We start from the raw sequence: 18,071 nt of genomic DNA on the forward strand, positions 1-18,071 counted from the left end.
AAAAGGGGAGTTAACATGGATACAAAAATTGATACTGCAAAAAGTAACCAGCATGTTGCCCGTTCCCGTTTTGCCTATTCAATGGGAGCCTTCGGGCATGATGTCTTTTATGCTTTACTTTCAACGTATTTCATTATGTATGTTACTGGACACTTATTCAATTCTAGTAACAAAGCATTCAACAATCACATGGTTCTATGGGTTACATCAATTATCGCTGTATTACGAATTGTGGAGTTGCTAGTTGACCCATTAATTGGGAACGCAATTGATCGTACTAACACACGTTGGGGTAAATTTAAACCGTGGGTTGTCGGTGGTGGAATCATTTCAGCAATTATTTTAGCTATCTTATTCACACCAATGGGCGGTTTAAGTCTTTCTAATCCTTACCTATACCTATTGATCTTTGCTATTTTATATATCATTATGGATATCTTCTATTCATTTAATGATGTTGCCTTTTGGTCAATGATTCCTGCGCTATCATTCGATTCCCATGAACGTGATAAAATAGCTACTTTTGCGCGGGTTGGTTCTACTGTTGGAGGAAATATTGTTGGTTTTGTTATTATGCCAATGGTTTTATTCTTCTCGGCAAATCAAAATGGCGGTACCGGTGATGATCGTGGTTGGTTTATTTTTGCCGCAATTGCCGCTGCTGTTGCTGCTATTACTGCTGTTGGTGTCGGGCTTGGTACTCATGAAGAAAAGTCATTGCTTCGTGAAAACAAAGAACAAACTAAACTAAAAGACGTTTATAAAATTCTTGTCAAAAATGACCAATTATTCGCTATAGCTCTCTCATACCTATTCTATACAACAGGAATTACATTAGTTAACAGTATGGAGCTTTACTACTTTACTTATATTTTAGGTGATTCAAGGGCTTTCTCTATTCTAGGTGGATTAAACACTGTTATTGGTGTTATTTCCGTTCTTACTTTCCCTCTCTTTACTGGTAAAATTAGTCGGCGTAAATTATTTTACGGTTCAGTTTCATTACTTTTCCTCGGCTTATTAATCTTTGCATTTGCTGGTAAATCACTCATTTTAGTTTTAGTTGGTGCAGAATTATTCTTCATTCCACAACCATTAGTATTTTTAGTTGTTTTAATGACTATTACTGATTCTGTTGAATATGGTCAACTAAAATTAGGACATCGTGACGAATCACTTACATTATCAGTTCGTCCACTGCTAGATAAGTTCGCTGGTGCTGTTTCTGGATGGATTATTGGACCAACTACTATTATTGCTGGAATGACTGCTGGTGCGACTGCAGCAACAGTTACTGCTGCAGGTGCTGCTAAGTTTAAGCTAGTAATGTTCCTAGCCCCTGCTATCTTGATCCTCATTAGTGTATTTATCTTTGCAAAAAAGGTTAAACTTGATGAAAAGATGCACGCCAAGATCGTTGCTGAACTTGAAAAGACTTGGGGAGATCACCTTGAAGATGTTGACAGCGACAACCCACAAACAGCATCTGTTTCCACCCCACAACCTGGTGTTACTGATATTACATCACCAGTTGCCGGTACACTTGTTAACTTAAAGGACGTTAACGATGAAAACTTCGCTTCTGGTAACATGGGTAAAGGATTCGCTATAAACCCATCTGATGGTAAAGTAATCGCTCCATTTAGCGGAACAGTACGAGCAACCTTCTCTACTCGTCACGCAATCGGGCTGGAATCCGATAATGGTATTATGTTACTGATCCACGTTGGTATTGATACCGTTAAGCTTCGTGGTACTGGATTCATTAGTTACTTTGATAAGGATCAACACTTTGATAAAGGTGACGAATTAATGGAATTCTGGGACCCGGCAATCAAAAAAGCTGGTCTTGATGATACTGTCATGGTAACCGTTACTAACAGTAAAGACTTTGATATTAAATTATTGAAGGATGCTGGTGAAAAGGTAACTACTACTGATATCGTCATGGAAGTTAGTAAAAAGTAATTAAATATCTTCTCTGTTAAAAAAGAACTGCTCTGATTCGAGCGGTTCCTTTTATTCTAAACTAGGTTAAAGTTACGACATTAGCAAACGAACACTAAATCGTAAAATAATTCTACCAAGGAAACTCGCTTAGTAATCTCATCCGCCACGCTAACACATCCTTCATTTTTTATAAAAAAAGAGTTAATGGTAACATCTACCACTAACCCTCATTGCTAATATTCAATGACTATTTAACCTGATCTACATCAGTCCGAACAACCAGCACATCAACAGGCGCATTCCGCTTTACGTATGACGTAACTGAACCCATTACGGCTCGTTGTATCCGTGATAATCCACTAGCACCGATAATAATCATGTCGTTGTGGTGGTCACGAGGGAAGTCAAACGAAATAATTGTCTTTGGATTACCAAGACGAATGTGGATATCAAGATTATCAAAGCCATCCTTATCCTTGGCATTTTTCAACAATTCATCAAGGTATTGCTTTGATTTATCAACTAATTGATAGGCAATACTTCCATCTGACATACCAGCAAAATTATAAGCCATTGCTCGTGTATCGATTACATTTAAAATATCTATATGGGCACCATTACGCTTTGCGATTGCAATTGCGCGGTGCAATGCAAATTCTGATTCCTGAGAACCATCAACTGGAACTAGGATGTTTTGATATTCTTGATCCATAGGTTTGAACCTCCAAACAAACAAGTGATATATTTACTTAAATTATACCATTTTTTTGAAGAATAAAGCGAAGGAAACCAGAATAATACTGACTTCAGATAAAATTCAATTAATTCAAGATTTCCTAAAATTTATACTATACATTAATCTTTAATTAGAGTAATCTTAATATATCCAATATACCTTTAATATTTGAAAGTGAGGCCGCATCTTATGGACAAGATCGATAGGAAGATTATTAATCTTCTTCAAAAAAACGCCCGTGCTTCTTTGAAAGAACTCTCTAAAGAATGTTTTATCTCATCACCAGCAATTGCGGCGCGAATCAATAAACTTGAACGAAATGGGATTATCACTGGCTATCATACAAGTGTTAACATGGAAAAAATTAACTTTCATGTTAAAGCTTTTATTCAGGTGCAACTCGAGCCACGACAAAAGCAAGAATTTTATCCCTACATCCAACAAATTCCCAATGTAATTGAATGTAACTGTGTAACTGGTGATTATTCTGAAATTATGGAAGTTGTTTTTCCTTCTACCACGAATCTAGATAACTTCATTAATACTATTCAACAACGGTTTGGAAAAACAAGTACACAAATCGTATTTAGTACAAGCGTGGACCACCGGGGAGTTAAGTTAGCACCAGCAAAAGATACTGCCGATTCAGAAGAAGTTTAAATATGAAAGCGAAGGTGAGTACTTTTCCCATCTTCGCTTTTATGTTTATTATTCAGTTTCAGCGTCCGTTTCTGTTGGCGTCTTCTCTTTTCCGTAATTATCTAAATATGCATTATATTTTTCACGGTCAAGCGCACCTTCGGATTCACCGATAACAAGTGTGGCAATTGAATTACCAACCACGTTTACGGCAGTTCGTCCCATATCAACGAAACGATCAATTCCAGCAATAAATGTCAAACCAGCCATTGGCACACCAATTGTAGAAACACTGGCAAGCAATACAACAAAGGAGGCACCTGGAACCCCGGCCATCCCCTTACTAGTAATCATCAAAACTACTAACAACGTGATCTGATGAGAAATACTAAGGTGAAGACCATATGCTTGTGCTAAGAAGATCGCTGCTAATGATTGGTAGATTGCAGATCCATCAAGATTAAAAGTATAACCGGTTGGGATAACAAAAGCTGTAATCCCCTTGCTTACCCCCATCTCGTGTGTCTTTTTCATCAAGCGAGGTAACGTAACTTCTGAACTAGCTGTAGTAAATGCCAAGACAATCTCATCAAGGATAGCGCGCATCGTCTTCCAATAACGCAAATGGAAAATATGAGCAGTAATACCGAGGACAACAATAATAAAGATTAGCATTGTCACATACGCAATCAAAATAAATAATCCTAATGGCAGCAAAGCGCTAATACCCATTTCGGCGATTGTCATTCCAATTAAACCAAAGACCCCAATTGGTGCAAACTTCATGACCCAATTAGTAACTTTGAACATAACTTCTGAAACTGCATTTAATACATCAATTAAAATTTTAGCCTTTTCCCCAACAGCTGCAATCCCTAATCCAAAGAGAACAGAGAACAGGATAACAGGCATCATGTCACCATCAGACATGGATTTAAAAATGTTCGTTGGAATAATCGACAAAATTAATGGCCAAAATCCGCTATTATGTTCTGCAGATTTTGCGGTGGACATATATTGCGAAATATCAGTTGCATGAAGTTTATGAATATCAATAAATGACCCTGGATGAGTAACATTAGCCATTACGATTCCTAAAATCAACGCAACCGTGGTTAAAACTTCAAAATAAATTAATGTTTTTCCACCAATTCGACCTAACTTTTTAATATCACCAATATTAGCAATTCCGACAGTCAAGCAAGAAACAACAATTGGCATTACGATCATTTGAATCAGCCGGATAAAGATTGTTCCTAAGCTTTGCATAACAGTGATGGCACTCTTATTTTGATAGAAAATTAATCCACAAATAATACCAAGGGCCAGCCCAATCATAATTTGCCAGCCCATACTGAGGCGCCCGAAACGATATCGCTTCACTTTATATCAATCTCCCTTATGTAGTCTTATTATACTTTAGCACATTTTTAGTAAGATTTTAGCAATTTTTAAGATTTTATTTAATTAAATCCGAACACTTTTTGCTCTTTATAGGTATTTTATTCACTTCAATATAATAATCCTAATTTATAATTCGTAATTTTCACTAAAGAAAAATAAGACCGCTACTAAGTATTTCTCTAATATGATAGAGTGTTTAGAGAGTACTTAATTGAACAGGAGTAATTTATGAACGCTTGGATAACGGAATTTATTGATCAGTTTGGTTATTTTGCAATTGCCTTACTAATTGCCCTTGAAAATGTCTTTCCACCGCTACCATCCGAAATTATTCTTACAATGAGCGGATTCATGACGACCACCACCTCATTATCAATTATTGGTGTAATTATCGCCGCGACAATTGGCTCACTTATTGGGGCACTTATCTTATATGCTCTCGGCCGCCAGTTAACTGTTAACCGTCTTGAACGCCTTCTTGGCCATCGCTTATTTAAGCTTTTGGGCTTTCATCAAGATGATGCTAAAAAAGCAGTCGATTGGTTTAATAAACATGGGACAAGCGGCATTCTCTATGGCCGCTGTATTCCTGTTATCCGCAGTTTAATCTCTATTCCTGCAGGGATCGCTCAGACTTCATTAGGAAAATTTTGCCTTCTTACTACTATCGGGAGCGCCATCTGGAACACATTGCTTGTCGTTCTTGGCGCTTGGGTGGGCCAATCATGGAATAAAATTGTTATTATCTTTAATGATTATACAACCGTTGCTATCATCGTTATGGTGATCATTGGTTTGTACTTTGCTTATCGGTGGTACCAAAAAAGAATAAAAAAATAAAATGATTCAGTTTTTATTGGTAAAGGGTTCTAGCACCATTACTATTAAAACTGAATCATTTTTGATATGCTATCGGGTTGTTTGCCGTTTGATCAAGTGAGTGCCGACAACTGTCTTACATGGATCATTATTGGGATTCTGCAGACGTTTAATCATCATATCAACCGCGGCATGCGCCATTTCATCAGTGGCAACATGTACTGCTGACATACTTGGATAAACGTACTTAACGATTGCCGTATCGTTAAAACTAATCAGAGCGATTCGATTCGGAACGTTAATTTTAGTTTCTTGAATCGCTTTAAGCGCGCCAACTGCCATCGGATCATTTGCTACAAAGATTCCATGCGGCATACGGTCACCAAGCGTCGCAATTGCCTTTTTCATCGCGTTATATCCTGACATCGAGGTGTAGTCGCCAGCAAATATAAATTCTGGATGATAAAGGTTTTGTTGACGCAAGTTACTTTCAAAATAGAATCGCCGTAAGTCCGGAACAATTTGTCGGTCCGTTGTTTTTTCAGTTCCTGCTAACATACCAATATCGTTAATGCCTTCGCTAACAAATTCTGAAATAACCGAACGCACCGCATTTTCAAAGTCCGGTACTAAGCAATCGTAACCGGCAGCCAAACTATCGTAATCAACAAACACAATATTAGAAGTTACTAACCGCAATGCTTGAACTTGCGAATCACTAAATTTTCCAATCGCGATGATGCCCGTAACATCGCGAGGAATTTCTTCCATATTATTTTGATAAACCGGAACCGTCTGTAGTCCCTGTTGTTGAGCTGCTCGTTCGATTTCCATCCGAATCGCCATGTAATACAAATCATCCAATTCCTGCGTAAGAGAATACCATTGAACAACAGCTACTCGTTGTACTTGGTTATTGCGTGCTCGCTTATGCTTAGTATAGTTAAACTCTTCGGCAGTGGCTAACACTCGCTGACGTGTCTTTTCATTTACAGAAAGCGTCACATCATTATTTAAAATTCGCGATACAGTCGCAATAGAGACCCCTGCTTTATCCGCGATATCATGTAATGTTACTGCCATACTGCTTCAGCGCCCCTTTCTTCATTTTAGGTTAAAACTATTTTAAGGCATCAACGAATCGTTGCCAACCTTCATTTCCAGCTGCATCATCCTTAAAGACTCCCGCATTTTCTAGAACATTGGCAAAGACATTAGCCAGTTCCTGTTCCATAACCTCATCGACATTATCCGCGGTGAGATTAATCCTTGACTGAACTTCTTTTGCCCATGAAAGATGACTATCTGCAATCTTATTTTCAGCGCCAAGCCAAAACTTCTTGACTTCATTTAATTCATCTTTGAGCCGCGCCGGTAAGATTGCTCGACCCATCACTTCAATCAAACCAATATTTTCCTTTTTAATGTGCCATAGTTTTTTATGTGGGTGGAAGATTCCAAGCGGATATTCATCATTAGTATTATTATCCCGCAAAACTAAATCGAGAACAAACTTATCGCCCTCCCGATGCATGATAGGGGTAACAGTATGGTGCCGCGTCTGTCCATCAAAAGCTTTAATGTTAAGACTTTCATCACTATATTGATCCCATACCTTAATAATATGTGTACCCAGATCAATTAGTTGCTCAGTATCTGTGCTAGTTAAACGAATATCGCTCATTGGCCAGTTAACAATTCCCGCATCAACAGCTGGATATTCAGCAAAGTGTAATTCTTTCTTAATGGAGGCTTTCATCATTGGGAAAATATGCTTCCCACCTTGATAGTGCTCATGAGCAAGCATTGAACCACCAACAATTGGTAAATCAGCGTTACTTCCAACAAAATAGGTTGGGAATTGCTTTTCAATTTCAACTAGGTTAATTAAAGTTTGCCGATTGATCTCCATTGGTTCGTGCTTACTATCGAGGAAGATACAGTGTTCATGGAAGTAAGCGTATGGCGAATACTGGAATCCCCATTGTTGCCCACCTACTGTTATCCGAATAATACGGTGGTTGCTTCGTGCTGCTTGTCCAAGGCGTCCCTTGTAACCTTCATTCTCCATGCAAAGGGCACATTGTGGGTACTTCTTGGCGGTATCATGAGCAGCTGCTGCAATTGCTTTGGGATCCTTTTCCGGCTTTGAAAGATTGATGGTAATTTCAAGATTGCCGTACTTAGTTGGTTTATCAAAGACAACATTCTTCTTGATAGCAGCTACTTTAACATAGTCATTGCTAGTACATAGGTGATAGAACCAATCAGTTGCAGTGGCTGGAGATTGTTGATACTTTTCCCAGAATTTATGATTAACTACTGATGGCGTTGGAGTCAGCAAATCATAAAGCTGATCGTTTAAGATTTCTTTAGCAGTTTGACCATCATCAATTTTGCCGCGTTTAACAGCTAAATCAACAAGTTGGCTCACAACTGGTTCATCATCTTTAGCTTCAACATCTTCATCACCAACAAAGCCCCGAATCTTGTTCAAGACATAGATCCGGTCGAGTGGTTCATAAGTTCCACTAGCAATTACTTGGTCAGCAAACTTTTCCATTAACTTCATTTTCTCATTCCCCCACTAAAATACTATTAAAGCTTATGTGGTCCATCAACAACTTCAGCATCATAGAAACTGGCATCGTAACCAATCTTGTCCCGGTAGATCTTTCCAACATTCTTTTTGAAGTTTTCTGCTTCTGACTTCTTAACAATGGCAATCGCACTGCCGGCAAATCCACCGCCGACCATTCGAGCACCAAGGCAGCCTGGTTGATCCCATGCGTTTTCTGCTAAGGTGTCAAGCTCTTTACCAGTCACTTCATAATCATATTTAAGTGATACATGAGAAGCATTGATCAGACGGCCTAATTCTTCAAGATCGCCCTTTTCCATTGCATCAATGGCTTTCTTTGTCCGTTCATTTTCACTAACTGCATGACGGGCACGACGAATCAGTGTGTCATCATCAATTAAGTAAGTGTATTGATCAAATGTATCGGAGGCTAATTCACCAAGTTTGTTAATATCAAGCTTCTTGTTAAGACGCTTAACTGCTTCTTCACATTCTTGGACCCGTTCGTTGTATTTGGAACCAGCTAAGGAGTGGTTCTTATTAGTACTCATGATAATGATTTCATAATCGCCAAGTTCAAGTGGCAGATACTTATATTCAAGCGTGTTGCAGTCAAGATAAATTGCATTATTTTCTTTACCCATTCCGACAGCAAATTGGTCCATGATTCCGGAATTAAGACCAACGAAATCATTTTCAGTCTTTTGACCAAGTTTAACTAATTCAATTTCATCAATATCAAGATTAAATTCATCCTTCAAGATATTTCCCATCAACATTTCAATTGATGCTGATGACGATAAGCCTGAACCATAAGGAAGAAAACCGTGGATGTATAAGTTAAATCCGTGATCAATCTTGAAGCCCCGTTGCTTTAGATAAACCAACATCCCCTTAAAGTAGTTAACCCACTTTTCATCTTTAGCATTTTGCGGTTCTGTATCATTAATGTCAAAAGTAATAATCTTACTATCTTCTTCTTTTGCCGAATTAGCTGAGTAAATGGCGACTGTTGTATCTTCACGCGGACCATATACCCCATAGGTTCCAATACTGATCGCACATGGAAAAACATGACCGCCATTATAATCAGTATGTTCCCCGATTACATTAATCCGGCCTGGTGAAAAGAATACATCCTTACCCGGTTCTTTAAATACGTCTTGGTATTCAGCTAAAAATTGTTGCTTATCCATCAGCATAACCTCCATACATCAAACAAACATTAGTAAACTTTTACTAAATACAATTTACTACTTTTTAATCACCTCGTCAATAAGCGCTTACAAATAATTCATCACAACAAAGAAAACGATTACACCAAAGTAAGTTTGATAAACATAATATATTCTTTAATGCTAAACTAGTCTTAAAGAATTGGAGGATTCAAATGAAGAAATATCAACCAACTGATCTAATTAAGTTTGCTTCACGTACCGGACGCTGGACTATTAAAAAGCTTGATAATAGTCCCACTTTATACACTACTAACCTTGGAAGCTACCTCCGTTTTAAGGTTTCAGATGCTAAAAAGTGTCAAATTACTGTTTTGCCAAATCAAAATTCCCTATCTCCTAGCCAAGTGTTTGCTTTTCGAATTGATGGCGGAAAGTGGCAACGGGCACAAGCTAGCTTAGAAAAAATTGATATTCCACTTGATTCGACATTACATACCATCGAAATAATGGCAGCCGGTAATACTGATATTGACGAAGTGTGGCAAGGTAATGAAGGCTTTGCAATTAAAAATATTTATCTCGATAGGGGCGAAATTACGGCAGCCCCCCAGCGACCTTTGATCAACTTTATTGGTGATTCAATTACGGCCGGTTGTTGGGTAGTTGGGAACCATCCTGCTGCTGACTACCGACCAGAAACTAACTATGCGGGAATTTGTGCAGATCTGCTTAATGTCGATAGTGTTCGAATAGCCTACTCTGCTGGGGGAGTGTTAAGACCTGCTACTGGCGGGGTCCCAACTGCCGATGTCTTTTTAGGAAAAATTGACAATCAGACATTATGGACGCCTAATCACCCTGATCTCAACGTGATTAATTTAGGCGTTAATGACCGTCGTTTCCCTCTAACTCAATTTATTGCCGCTTTCGATCTTTTTATCCAGCAAGTTAAGCTAACTTTTCCTCATACTCCCTTAGCAATCATAATTCCTTTTAGTCAGACCTTTGCTTCTGCGATCCGCACAATTGCCACTAAACATGACTGTTCGATAATTGAAACTAAAACTTGGCACCATAGCTTTACTGATGGGCTCCATCCTGACCAAGCGGGCGCTATTAATGAAGGAAAAATGCTTGCACAAGCTTTACAACCGCTTTTACCTCAATTCAGTGTACAATAGTAGTAAGAGTTAATACGAGGAGGATTCTCATGGCTAACCAACGCTTACTTCCAATAAAGAATGGGTACAACTTTCGTGATCTTGGAGGTTATCCCACAGCAGATGGTCATCAAATAAAATGGCATCGTCTTATTCGTACTGGTTCACTTGCTCGTTTAGATCAAAATGATCTCACCGTTTTAGATAATATTCCTATTTCGCTCGATATTGACCTCCGCGCTCCCGACGAAGTAAAGAAAGATCCTGATCGAGTGCCTTCCCAAGCAAAATATTATCATTTACCTGTTTTCGAAGCCGACGAAACAGACGCCTCGCATAGTGATGAGGAAATCGCCGCACAGATGCAACAGCCAGGAAACGGTTATCACCATATGATTGATGTTTATCACCGAATGACCACGGCTGCTTCAGCTAAGCAGGCTTACCAGAAATTATTTAATCTCTTATTGAATAATGAACGCGGTGCCTTGCTATTTCATTGTACTGCTGGTAAAGATCGGACAGGAATGGCTGCTTATCTCATCCTCAGTGCCCTTGGCGTTGAGCAAAAGATTATTATGGAAGATTACCTGCTAACGAATACTGTTACTCAGGATTTTCGTAATCACTGGCTGCAAGATATGCGGAATCATGGAGCCAGCGAGGCACTAGTGACAAATCGGGCTGCCCTTGCCTCAGTAGCTCCTGATTACTTAAATACAGCAATCAAAAATATTACCCAGACTTATGGAAATATTAATCAGTATCTCAACAACTGCCTTGATATTACTCCTACCGAAATAAAAGATTTACGAAAATTGTATTTAGATTAGGCTCGATTATAATTGTCTTATAAGGAGGAATTTTTATGCAAATCTCAGTACCATTAGTTAATGGGATGTTAGCAGATGAATATGGTAAATATGCGCCAGCAGCTGATATGCTAGCTGACCATCCAATTAAGTCATTTCCAATTAAAATTACCGACGCACCAGCAGATACAAAGACATTTGCAATCGTCTTTATTGATTATGACTCAACACCTGTCTGTGGTTTTACTTGGATCCACTGGTTAGCTGCCAACATTCCAGCAACGTTAACAGATATTCCTGCAAATGCTAGTCGAGAATTAGCAGATAAATTTGTGCAGGGGAATAATAGCAATGCCGGCTCGTTGGTTAATGGAAACCCATTGATTACTAGTGGTTATGTGGGTCCACAACCTCCCGACAAAACTCATGATTATACTTTAATGGTGTTTGCGTTAGACGATACTCTACCCTTAGAAAATAAATACTGGCTTAATGACTTTATCCACGCGGCCAAGGGTCATATTCTAGCAAAAGCACAAATCGATTTGCCAAGTCGTGCATGAGGAGGAACTTATAATGGAAACAAGAATTTTCTTTAATCCAGGCGATTCAGTCGCTAATATTCATGACTATAATGAAGCTGTTCGAAAGGGACAAATTTTTAAACAAGCACGTCACAATGACGAACTTGTCATCGCCAAAGATCCTAACGATAAAGAATACGCAATTTTTTACGCTAAGGATGCCTTACCAGCTGAGCACGAAAAATCAAAGCCCTACGAAATTAAAAATCGGCTTTAAAATAGAAAATGACTCGCGGAAATTTCCACGGGTCATTTTCTATTTCGATAAAAATCTTAACGACCACCAACAATTTTAGCTGTCGCATTTTCAAGCCGTTCAATTAATGAATCAGCATCGTTCTTAAAGTCATCAATAAATGAGCTCGATTGTGGTTGAATGCGTCCTGCTTCATCACCCATAATATCCGTAACGACTAGGTCATCCCCATCCCACTTCACATCATCGTAATGACCTTCAAGAGCTTCATCAAAAAATGCTTGGAGTATATCCCGAACAGCATTTTGAATAACAGTCTTTTCGTCAACTTGCTCACCACGTACTTGATGTTGAGCCAGCTGCATTGCTACTTCTTCCATATTTTCTGGAATTTCAACGCTCATTATGGATTCCTCCTCTTAAAAAATTAATGGCGACGTAATTTCCGCCGAGCCTTTTTACTAAACTTGATTCCTTGAAGGGACTTCTTTTTCCGCTTTAATTGTGAATCAATTTTGTTATCGCTACGCTTAGCCACTTGTTGCTTTTGTTGCATTTCGCGTTGACGCTTGAGCAGGCGTTTACGTTCATATTCGCCCCATGGATTCAATAGGCCACGCATAAAGTCAGCAACTTCCTGCTTATGATCGTCCATCCACGCTTCTGCTACATCTGCATCATCAGTATCGATACCATTACTATTGATGAATGATAAAACTAATTGAGTTTCACGCTCATCACGATTTAATGAGGCAAGCATGTCTTCTGATGGTTGCATATTAGCAATTGCCTTTAAGCCCAACTTGTATTGATCCATGTTGATGTAATCATTTTGCTTCAAGTATTCAAACAAGGCCTGCGCGCTCGGTACGATGTTATGAATTTGCTTAATTGAAATATGTGGATCTAATGGCATCATCATGCCCAATACGCGTTGCAAGTTGCCGAAAGTCCATTGACCTGGATATTCATTGCATTCTTGAACCATTAATTCCAAGAACTCTTGCACAACATAGTTCAATTCAACATCATCTAATTCAAGATTATTGAATTGGGAAGCTGACTTAATAGCTTGTTGGACATTCGCTAATAAGTCCTTGAACTTCTCCGGTGTCCACGTAATTTCTTTTTTAGCAGGACTAGCTTGAACCGGGGTTGCTTCTGCTTCGTCATTTTCCGCATCCCCATGTAATTGTGCCCATGTCTTATGTGCTTTCCGACACTCGTTCATCTTTGTCCGTTGTTCTTCCATTGCTTTTACAACTTCCGCAAGATTTTCAACTTTCAAAAATTCTTGATAAGCTCGCAAAACTGGAACAACCGCAATTCCAAATTGATTAGTTAGTGCTGGATCAGCGATAAATTCCCCGACCATGACCGCTTTTACTGCTTCTGGTGTCCAAGTAGTATCGGTCAAATGCTGATCATTTGCCATTTGGTTATTAAAACGCGTCAAAATATCCTGTGCATGCTTTTGCTGATTAGCAGATAACTGACGATAGTTGGACGAAGTAAGAAACTGGTTAATATGTTGTTCTTGTTCGTTCATTATCTATATATCCTCCGTCTCCAAATTGAATTTTCCTTTCTATCATATCATAATTATATCTAGTAAATATAACAAGATTGCTAATATACAAGGAGAAACTATACCAATGCAACGAAAAAAGATCCAAGAAGCAATGAAAAATGTCTATTTTCAAAAAATGACTGCAAATGGCTATCATGAAATTGAAGAACAAATTGCAAAATTACAACAGCAAAGACCTGCAAAAATTGAACAATTAAAAGCAGCCCGTGCGCTTGGTGACTTATCCGAAAATACAGAATATAGTACTGCTAAGCGTGAATTACGCCACCTTGAGAGCAGGATTCGGTACCTCAATAAACAGCTTCAATATGCTGAAATTGTGACCCCCAAGAATGATCACACTATTGATTTAGGGACAACCGTGATAATTGAATTTGAGGATGACCATGAACAAGAAACTTATCATATTGTGGGAAAGCAGGAAGCTGATCTTGCCAAACAAAAAATCTCCTTTGATTCTCCCCTTGGTCAAGCCCTTCTTCACAAAACAGCTGGGACCACTGTAACTGTTGAAGCGCCGCAATCTTCATATAAAGTTAAAATTGTTAAAATTGAATTATAGTGTTGATAAGTCATTCGATATTTCGTAATCCGCTAAAGGAAATTTTTAAATTTATTATTTTCAACGATAGGGTTAATTTTCCGCCCTTCAATTAATCTAAGCGACTGATTAAATAAAATTTTGGGTATTGCATCCCTGATTTTGACCCGGTATACTATTAAACGTTGCTTTTTCACATCCACAATATCTTGTGTTACTAGCCGGCAGTAACCACAAAATTGCACAACATATAGTAGAGGGAGTTAGATTAATGATTAGCGATTATTTTAAATTTCTTGCCCACCAATTAAAGGGCTGGCCACAACAAAATTATTACCTATTCTTTTTCAGTCTTGGCTGTCAGGTAATGACTTTAGTTAGTGCTCCAATAACGTGGGTAACTGTCATTACATTTATTGGAACCACGCTTGGAGTACTTTGCGTTTTAGCAATTAATGCTGCTAAGTCGGTAAATGGTTTCTTAGGTATTTTATCGGCATTATGTTTCATCATTGCTGGTTTTAGTGCTAAAAATTATTTAAGTATTGCCGAACAAATCGCCTATGTTATTACCCTCGATTTACCAGTATTACTTTCCGCAAATTGGAATGTTAACATGGCATCAAAGATCCGTAAATTCAATGCTCGTTCATGGACGGTTGCCATCATTGCAACAATTATTGTCTATCTCGTTTCTGGTTATTTAATCGGTCATCTTACTGACGATCCACGACCATGGATTGATGCAATCAGCTTTTCCATCAGTCTTTCCGCTGGTGTTATTTGCTTCTTGCGTTTTAACAACCAATATTTCTGGTGGCTTGCATCTGGTCTTGCGCAACTAGTACTCTGGTTTGTTTCTTATAAGCAAGGATCTGCCACTTTAGCAATGGCCGTTAACAGCTCAATTTACCTTATTAATGATGTTCTCGCCTTTACCATTTCACCATGGTACAACGAACGTGAACGCCAACGTCTCAGTAAGGAAGAAGCAGCCTATGCCAAAGAATTGGGCTTAGAATAGATATAAAAACGGGACTGTGACATAAGTTAAGTTACTTTCATAAAAAGCAAATACGCAGTACAACAATGGCCTCTAACGTCCGGCAAAACCGAACGTTAGAGGCCTATTGTTGCTTGCGGGGGCTCGAAAACGAAGTCACGAGTGACTTCTGTCTCGCTCCCTGTTTTTTTGTTTAATATTGTTTATTGTATTCATAAACTAATTCTGGTTCACGACCAGTACGATGATAAGCATTTAATGCATCTATCTGTGCCATTTCTTGGGTGTTAAGTTCAAAATCGTAAATATCAGCGTTTTGGGCAATTCGCTCTTCATGAACTGACTTGGGAATAAAAGAAACACCATTCTGGAGATGCCACCGCAGTATAATTTGCGCGGTGGATTTATTATGAGCAGCAGCAATATCTTTTAATACTGGTTCATTGAGAACTGCTCCTCGCCCTAATGGACTCCAGGCTTGCGTTACTATTTGATGTTGATGATTAAATTGTAATAGTGATTTTTGCGTTAATAGCGGGTGCAACTCAATTTGATCAACAACCGGCATTTCATTTGCTTGGGTTGCTAAATATTGAAGATGAATTATTTGGTAGTTGCTTACACCAATTGACCTAGTCAGCCCTTCTTTTTTCATTTCTTCAAAAGCTCGCCAGGTATCAAAAAATGATCGTTCAATTGGCCAGTGAACAAGCAACAAGTCAACATAATCCATTTGTAATTTACGTAAGGATTCTTTGACAGATTCAATGGCCTTATCGTAACCTTGATTTTCTTCTGCCACTTTAGTTGTCACAAAAATATTATCGCGCGGAATGGCTAATTGCTTAAAAGCCGTCCCAACTTCTTGCTCATTTCCGTATAACTGAGCCGTATCAAAAAGCCGGTACCCATCTTCATATGCCTTTTTGACTGCTTGATTCATTGTCGCTTGGCCATCTACCTTATAAAGGCCAAAACCTTCTTGAGGCATTTTATTTCCATCGGCAAGGGTTAATAGGTTGTCCTTAATATCCATTAAAAATCATTTTCTTTCCTTATCTTTAATCAGTAACTGAGGATTGTCAATATCGAAATTTTCCTTTCTGAACAAACTAATGTATGATGAGTTTAAATCTATTTACGGGGAAACAATTATGGCTAAAATATTTATCGTTGAAGATAATCCTGATATTATCCATTCCACAACTCAAGAATTAAATAAATGGCAACACGACGTCATCACAGTTAACGACTGGCAAAACGTTGCAAATGAAATTCTTGCTACAAACCCAGATCTTGTCTTATTTGATATTACCCTCCCGACGTTCGATGGCTTTTATTGGACTCAAGAGGTTCGTAAACATAGTCAAGTACCGATTATAGTTATTTCTGCGGCTGAAATTGATACCAATGTCATGCATGCAGTGGCCGCGGGGGCAGATGATTATATTATGAAGCCATTTGCAATGACAGTGCTTTTAGCTAAAATTCAAGCTTTGTTACGGCGAAATAAGCAAACGGCTGATGCAGAGGAAATAATGTGGGATCATAATTCATTCAATCCCCTTACTAATATTCTTACAAACGGAAACGGTACTGCCCAGCTCACTCCAACTGAAGGTGCTATGCTACAAGTTTTACTCAGTCACCGTAATAAAACCGTTTCTAAGGAACAATTACTTCAATGGTTATGGCAAGGTGGCAAATACCTTAATGAGAACACCCTTAACGTTAATATTAGTCGGTTAAGAACTAAACTAAGTACAATTGGTTTACGGCAATGCATTCACACAGAACGTGGCCTTGGCTATCGATTGGTGGAAAACAATGAATAAACATTATTTCAAATTATTTTGGCGCTCAATCCTGCTTCCTACTATTGGCTATCTTTTTCTCCTAGGTCTGGTTGGGCTTTTAGTAATTTTATATAATCTTCCAACTGTTTTTTTAGGCGATGTGATTCGCTTTTCTCTTCCCTTTTTTATAGTGTGGCTTATCAGTAGTGGTGCAATTAAATATTATCGATTGCGCCATTTAAATGTTTCTCAGCTCGATAAATTTACTCCTACCAATATGACTGAGGGAAAACTTGTTGAACTATTGCAAGATGAACAAGCAAAAAACATTGACACAATCCGTCAGTTACAAGCAACTCAACACGAACAACTTGACCACCTTGAATTATTTACTCATGAAATTAAAAACTATTTGACAAGTCTTAATGCCGCGGCAGAAAATGCCCCAACTGTCGCAAGTACAGAAGTAAAAAAGAATATCCATCAAGCTAACTATTATCTCAATTTGTTGTTAAATGACGAACGACTAGCAATTAATAATCATGATTACGATTTTCAATGGATTGATATTGCCAACTTAATTAATAATATTTTGCAACAAAATTCTGCGGTCTTCATTCATAAACAATTGATTCCAGAATTAACCGGCTTGGACGGAATTAAAGTTCTCACTGATCGTAAATGGTTGCATTTTTGCATTGAACAACTACTTTCAAACGCAATTAAATACTCATTTCCTAATAGTACAATTAATATTTCCTGGGAAATGAATTCTTTGCGGATCGCTGACCATGGGTGCGGCATCTCAATGAATGATCTTCCGCGAATCCTTGACAACGGCTTTACTGGAAAAAACGGACACCAAACAACTGCTGCTACCGGGATGGGACTGTACCTTGTTAAAAAAGTTACTGAGTACTTAAATTTCAAGGTTAGCATCTCATCAGTTCAATCTCAGGGAACGACAGCTATTCTATCTTTCTTACCAGATAATATCAGATCATCAAACTAATTCTTACAAAACTGTAAGGTTCTGTACACTTCCGTAAGTAGGAAGTTGCACAGAACCTTTTTATAATTA

General features: G+C 38.3%; 19 protein-coding genes. 11 read left to right on the forward strand and 8 right to left on the reverse strand.

All coding sequences use genetic code 11. From position 1 onward, the window contains the following. The first annotated feature begins 15 nt into the window (after positions 1–15). Entirely contained in the window at positions 16–1,968 is a 1,953-nt protein-coding gene (locus CBG10_RS05560; protein ID WP_094511942.1) for a glycoside-pentoside-hexuronide (GPH):cation symporter, read from the forward strand. 229 nt (positions 1,969–2,197) lie between these two features. Here CBG10_RS05560 and CBG10_RS05565 read toward each other — a convergent pair whose 3' ends face one another. Continuing rightward, positions 2,198–2,662 carry a universal stress protein gene (locus tag CBG10_RS05565; RefSeq protein ID WP_003664953.1) on the reverse strand — a complete coding sequence of 155 codons (465 nt, stop codon included), beginning with the start codon at positions 2,660–2,662 and terminating at the stop codon, positions 2,198–2,200. A gap of 213 nt (positions 2,663–2,875) precedes the next feature. On the opposite strand from CBG10_RS05565, the gene CBG10_RS05570 reads away from it, so the two are divergent. After that, positions 2,876–3,346, forward strand: a complete 471-nt coding sequence (locus CBG10_RS05570; protein WP_094501543.1) for an Lrp/AsnC family transcriptional regulator — start codon at positions 2,876–2,878, stop codon at positions 3,344–3,346. Positions 3,347–3,394: 48 nt separating this feature from the next. Here CBG10_RS05570 and CBG10_RS05575 read toward each other — a convergent pair whose 3' ends face one another. Continuing rightward, the gene (locus CBG10_RS05575) at positions 3,395–4,708 is read right to left on the reverse strand and encodes a cation:dicarboxylate symporter family transporter (protein WP_094511944.1); all 1,314 of its coding nucleotides are present in this window, start codon (positions 4,706–4,708) and stop codon (positions 3,395–3,397) included. Between the two features lie 249 nt (positions 4,709–4,957). Here CBG10_RS05575 and CBG10_RS05580 point away from each other — a divergent pair, with 249 nt between their 5' ends. Next, positions 4,958–5,569: a DedA family protein gene (locus CBG10_RS05580; RefSeq protein ID WP_019251989.1), complete on the forward strand. Its 612-nt coding sequence runs from the start codon at positions 4,958–4,960 to the stop codon at positions 5,567–5,569. Between the two features lie 69 nt (positions 5,570–5,638). Here the strand turns inward: CBG10_RS05580 and CBG10_RS05585 are convergent, their stop codons facing one another. From CBG10_RS05585 to CBG10_RS05595, 3 genes are read right to left on the reverse strand one after another with little or no spacing between them, the layout of a single operon-like run. Then, positions 5,639–6,631, reverse strand: a complete 993-nt coding sequence (locus CBG10_RS05585) for a LacI family DNA-binding transcriptional regulator (protein ID WP_094501541.1) — start codon at positions 6,629–6,631, stop codon at positions 5,639–5,641. A gap of 37 nt (positions 6,632–6,668) precedes the next feature. Continuing rightward, positions 6,669–8,120, reverse strand: a complete 1,452-nt coding sequence (locus CBG10_RS05590; protein WP_094511946.1) for a UDP-glucose--hexose-1-phosphate uridylyltransferase — start codon at positions 8,118–8,120, stop codon at positions 6,669–6,671. Between the two features lie 26 nt (positions 8,121–8,146). Beyond that, positions 8,147–9,325, reverse strand: coding sequence for a galactokinase (locus tag CBG10_RS05595; protein WP_094511947.1), 1,179 nt, complete (start codon positions 9,323–9,325; stop codon positions 8,147–8,149). A 194-nt stretch (positions 9,326–9,519) separates the two neighbouring features. Between CBG10_RS05595 and CBG10_RS05600 the strand changes: the two genes are divergently transcribed. The 4 genes from CBG10_RS05600 to CBG10_RS05615 are packed head-to-tail and all read left to right on the forward strand — an operon-like array spanning position 9,520 to position 12,080. Then, complete coding sequence (locus CBG10_RS05600; protein WP_094511949.1) at positions 9,520–10,488, forward strand: SGNH/GDSL hydrolase family protein; 969 nt, start codon at positions 9,520–9,522, stop codon at positions 10,486–10,488. Between the two features lie 29 nt (positions 10,489–10,517). After that, positions 10,518–11,300, forward strand: a complete 783-nt coding sequence (locus CBG10_RS05605) for a tyrosine-protein phosphatase (RefSeq protein WP_094511950.1) — start codon at positions 10,518–10,520, stop codon at positions 11,298–11,300. 35 nt (positions 11,301–11,335) lie between these two features. After that, positions 11,336–11,842, forward strand: coding sequence for a YbhB/YbcL family Raf kinase inhibitor-like protein (locus CBG10_RS05610; protein ID WP_094511952.1), 507 nt, complete (start codon positions 11,336–11,338; stop codon positions 11,840–11,842). Between the two features lie 13 nt (positions 11,843–11,855). Beyond that, positions 11,856–12,080 carry a hypothetical protein gene (locus tag CBG10_RS05615; protein ID WP_003664967.1) on the forward strand — a complete coding sequence of 75 codons (225 nt, stop codon included), beginning with the start codon at positions 11,856–11,858 and terminating at the stop codon, positions 12,078–12,080. 56 nt (positions 12,081–12,136) lie between these two features. On the opposite strand, the gene CBG10_RS05620 is transcribed toward CBG10_RS05615, so the two are convergent. Both CBG10_RS05620 and CBG10_RS05625 read right to left on the reverse strand, forming a co-directional pair. Continuing rightward, positions 12,137–12,463: a hypothetical protein gene (locus tag CBG10_RS05620; RefSeq protein WP_019252967.1), complete on the reverse strand. Its 327-nt coding sequence runs from the start codon at positions 12,461–12,463 to the stop codon at positions 12,137–12,139. A 23-nt stretch (positions 12,464–12,486) separates the two neighbouring features. Further along, the gene (locus CBG10_RS05625; RefSeq protein ID WP_094511953.1) at positions 12,487–13,608 is read right to left on the reverse strand and encodes a hypothetical protein; all 1,122 of its coding nucleotides are present in this window, start codon (positions 13,606–13,608) and stop codon (positions 12,487–12,489) included. A 106-nt stretch (positions 13,609–13,714) separates the two neighbouring features. Here CBG10_RS05625 and greA point away from each other — a divergent pair, with 106 nt between their 5' ends. Together greA and pnuC are read left to right on the forward strand one after the other, a co-directional pair. Further along, entirely contained in the window at positions 13,715–14,212 is a 498-nt protein-coding gene (gene greA, locus CBG10_RS05630; protein WP_094501527.1) for a transcription elongation factor GreA, read from the forward strand. A gap of 250 nt (positions 14,213–14,462) precedes the next feature. Continuing rightward, positions 14,463–15,215 (forward strand): nicotinamide riboside transporter PnuC, encoded by a 753-nt coding sequence (gene pnuC / locus CBG10_RS05635; RefSeq protein ID WP_029507427.1) that lies wholly within the window; start codon positions 14,463–14,465, stop codon positions 15,213–15,215. Positions 15,216–15,387: 172 nt separating this feature from the next. On the opposite strand, the gene CBG10_RS05640 is transcribed toward pnuC, so the two are convergent. Continuing rightward, positions 15,388–16,230 carry an aldo/keto reductase gene (locus tag CBG10_RS05640; RefSeq protein ID WP_019251978.1) on the reverse strand — a complete coding sequence of 281 codons (843 nt, stop codon included), beginning with the start codon at positions 16,228–16,230 and terminating at the stop codon, positions 15,388–15,390. A 79-nt stretch (positions 16,231–16,309) separates the two neighbouring features. On the opposite strand from CBG10_RS05640, the gene CBG10_RS05645 reads away from it, so the two are divergent. Beyond that, a complete protein-coding gene (locus CBG10_RS05645) occupies positions 16,310–17,029 on the forward strand; it encodes a response regulator transcription factor (protein WP_080998047.1) in 720 nt (239 codons plus the stop codon). Continuing rightward, positions 17,022–18,002: a sensor histidine kinase gene (locus CBG10_RS05650; protein ID WP_094511954.1), complete on the forward strand. Its 981-nt coding sequence runs from the start codon at positions 17,022–17,024 to the stop codon at positions 18,000–18,002. Before CBG10_RS05645 ends, CBG10_RS05650 begins: the two co-directional genes overlap by 8 nt. Positions 18,003–18,071 lie beyond the last annotated feature (69 nt).

Origin of the sequence: Limosilactobacillus reuteri, from assembly GCF_002254085.1 — a bacterium.
Classification (GTDB): domain Bacteria; phylum Bacillota; class Bacilli; order Lactobacillales; family Lactobacillaceae; genus Limosilactobacillus; species Limosilactobacillus reuteri_K.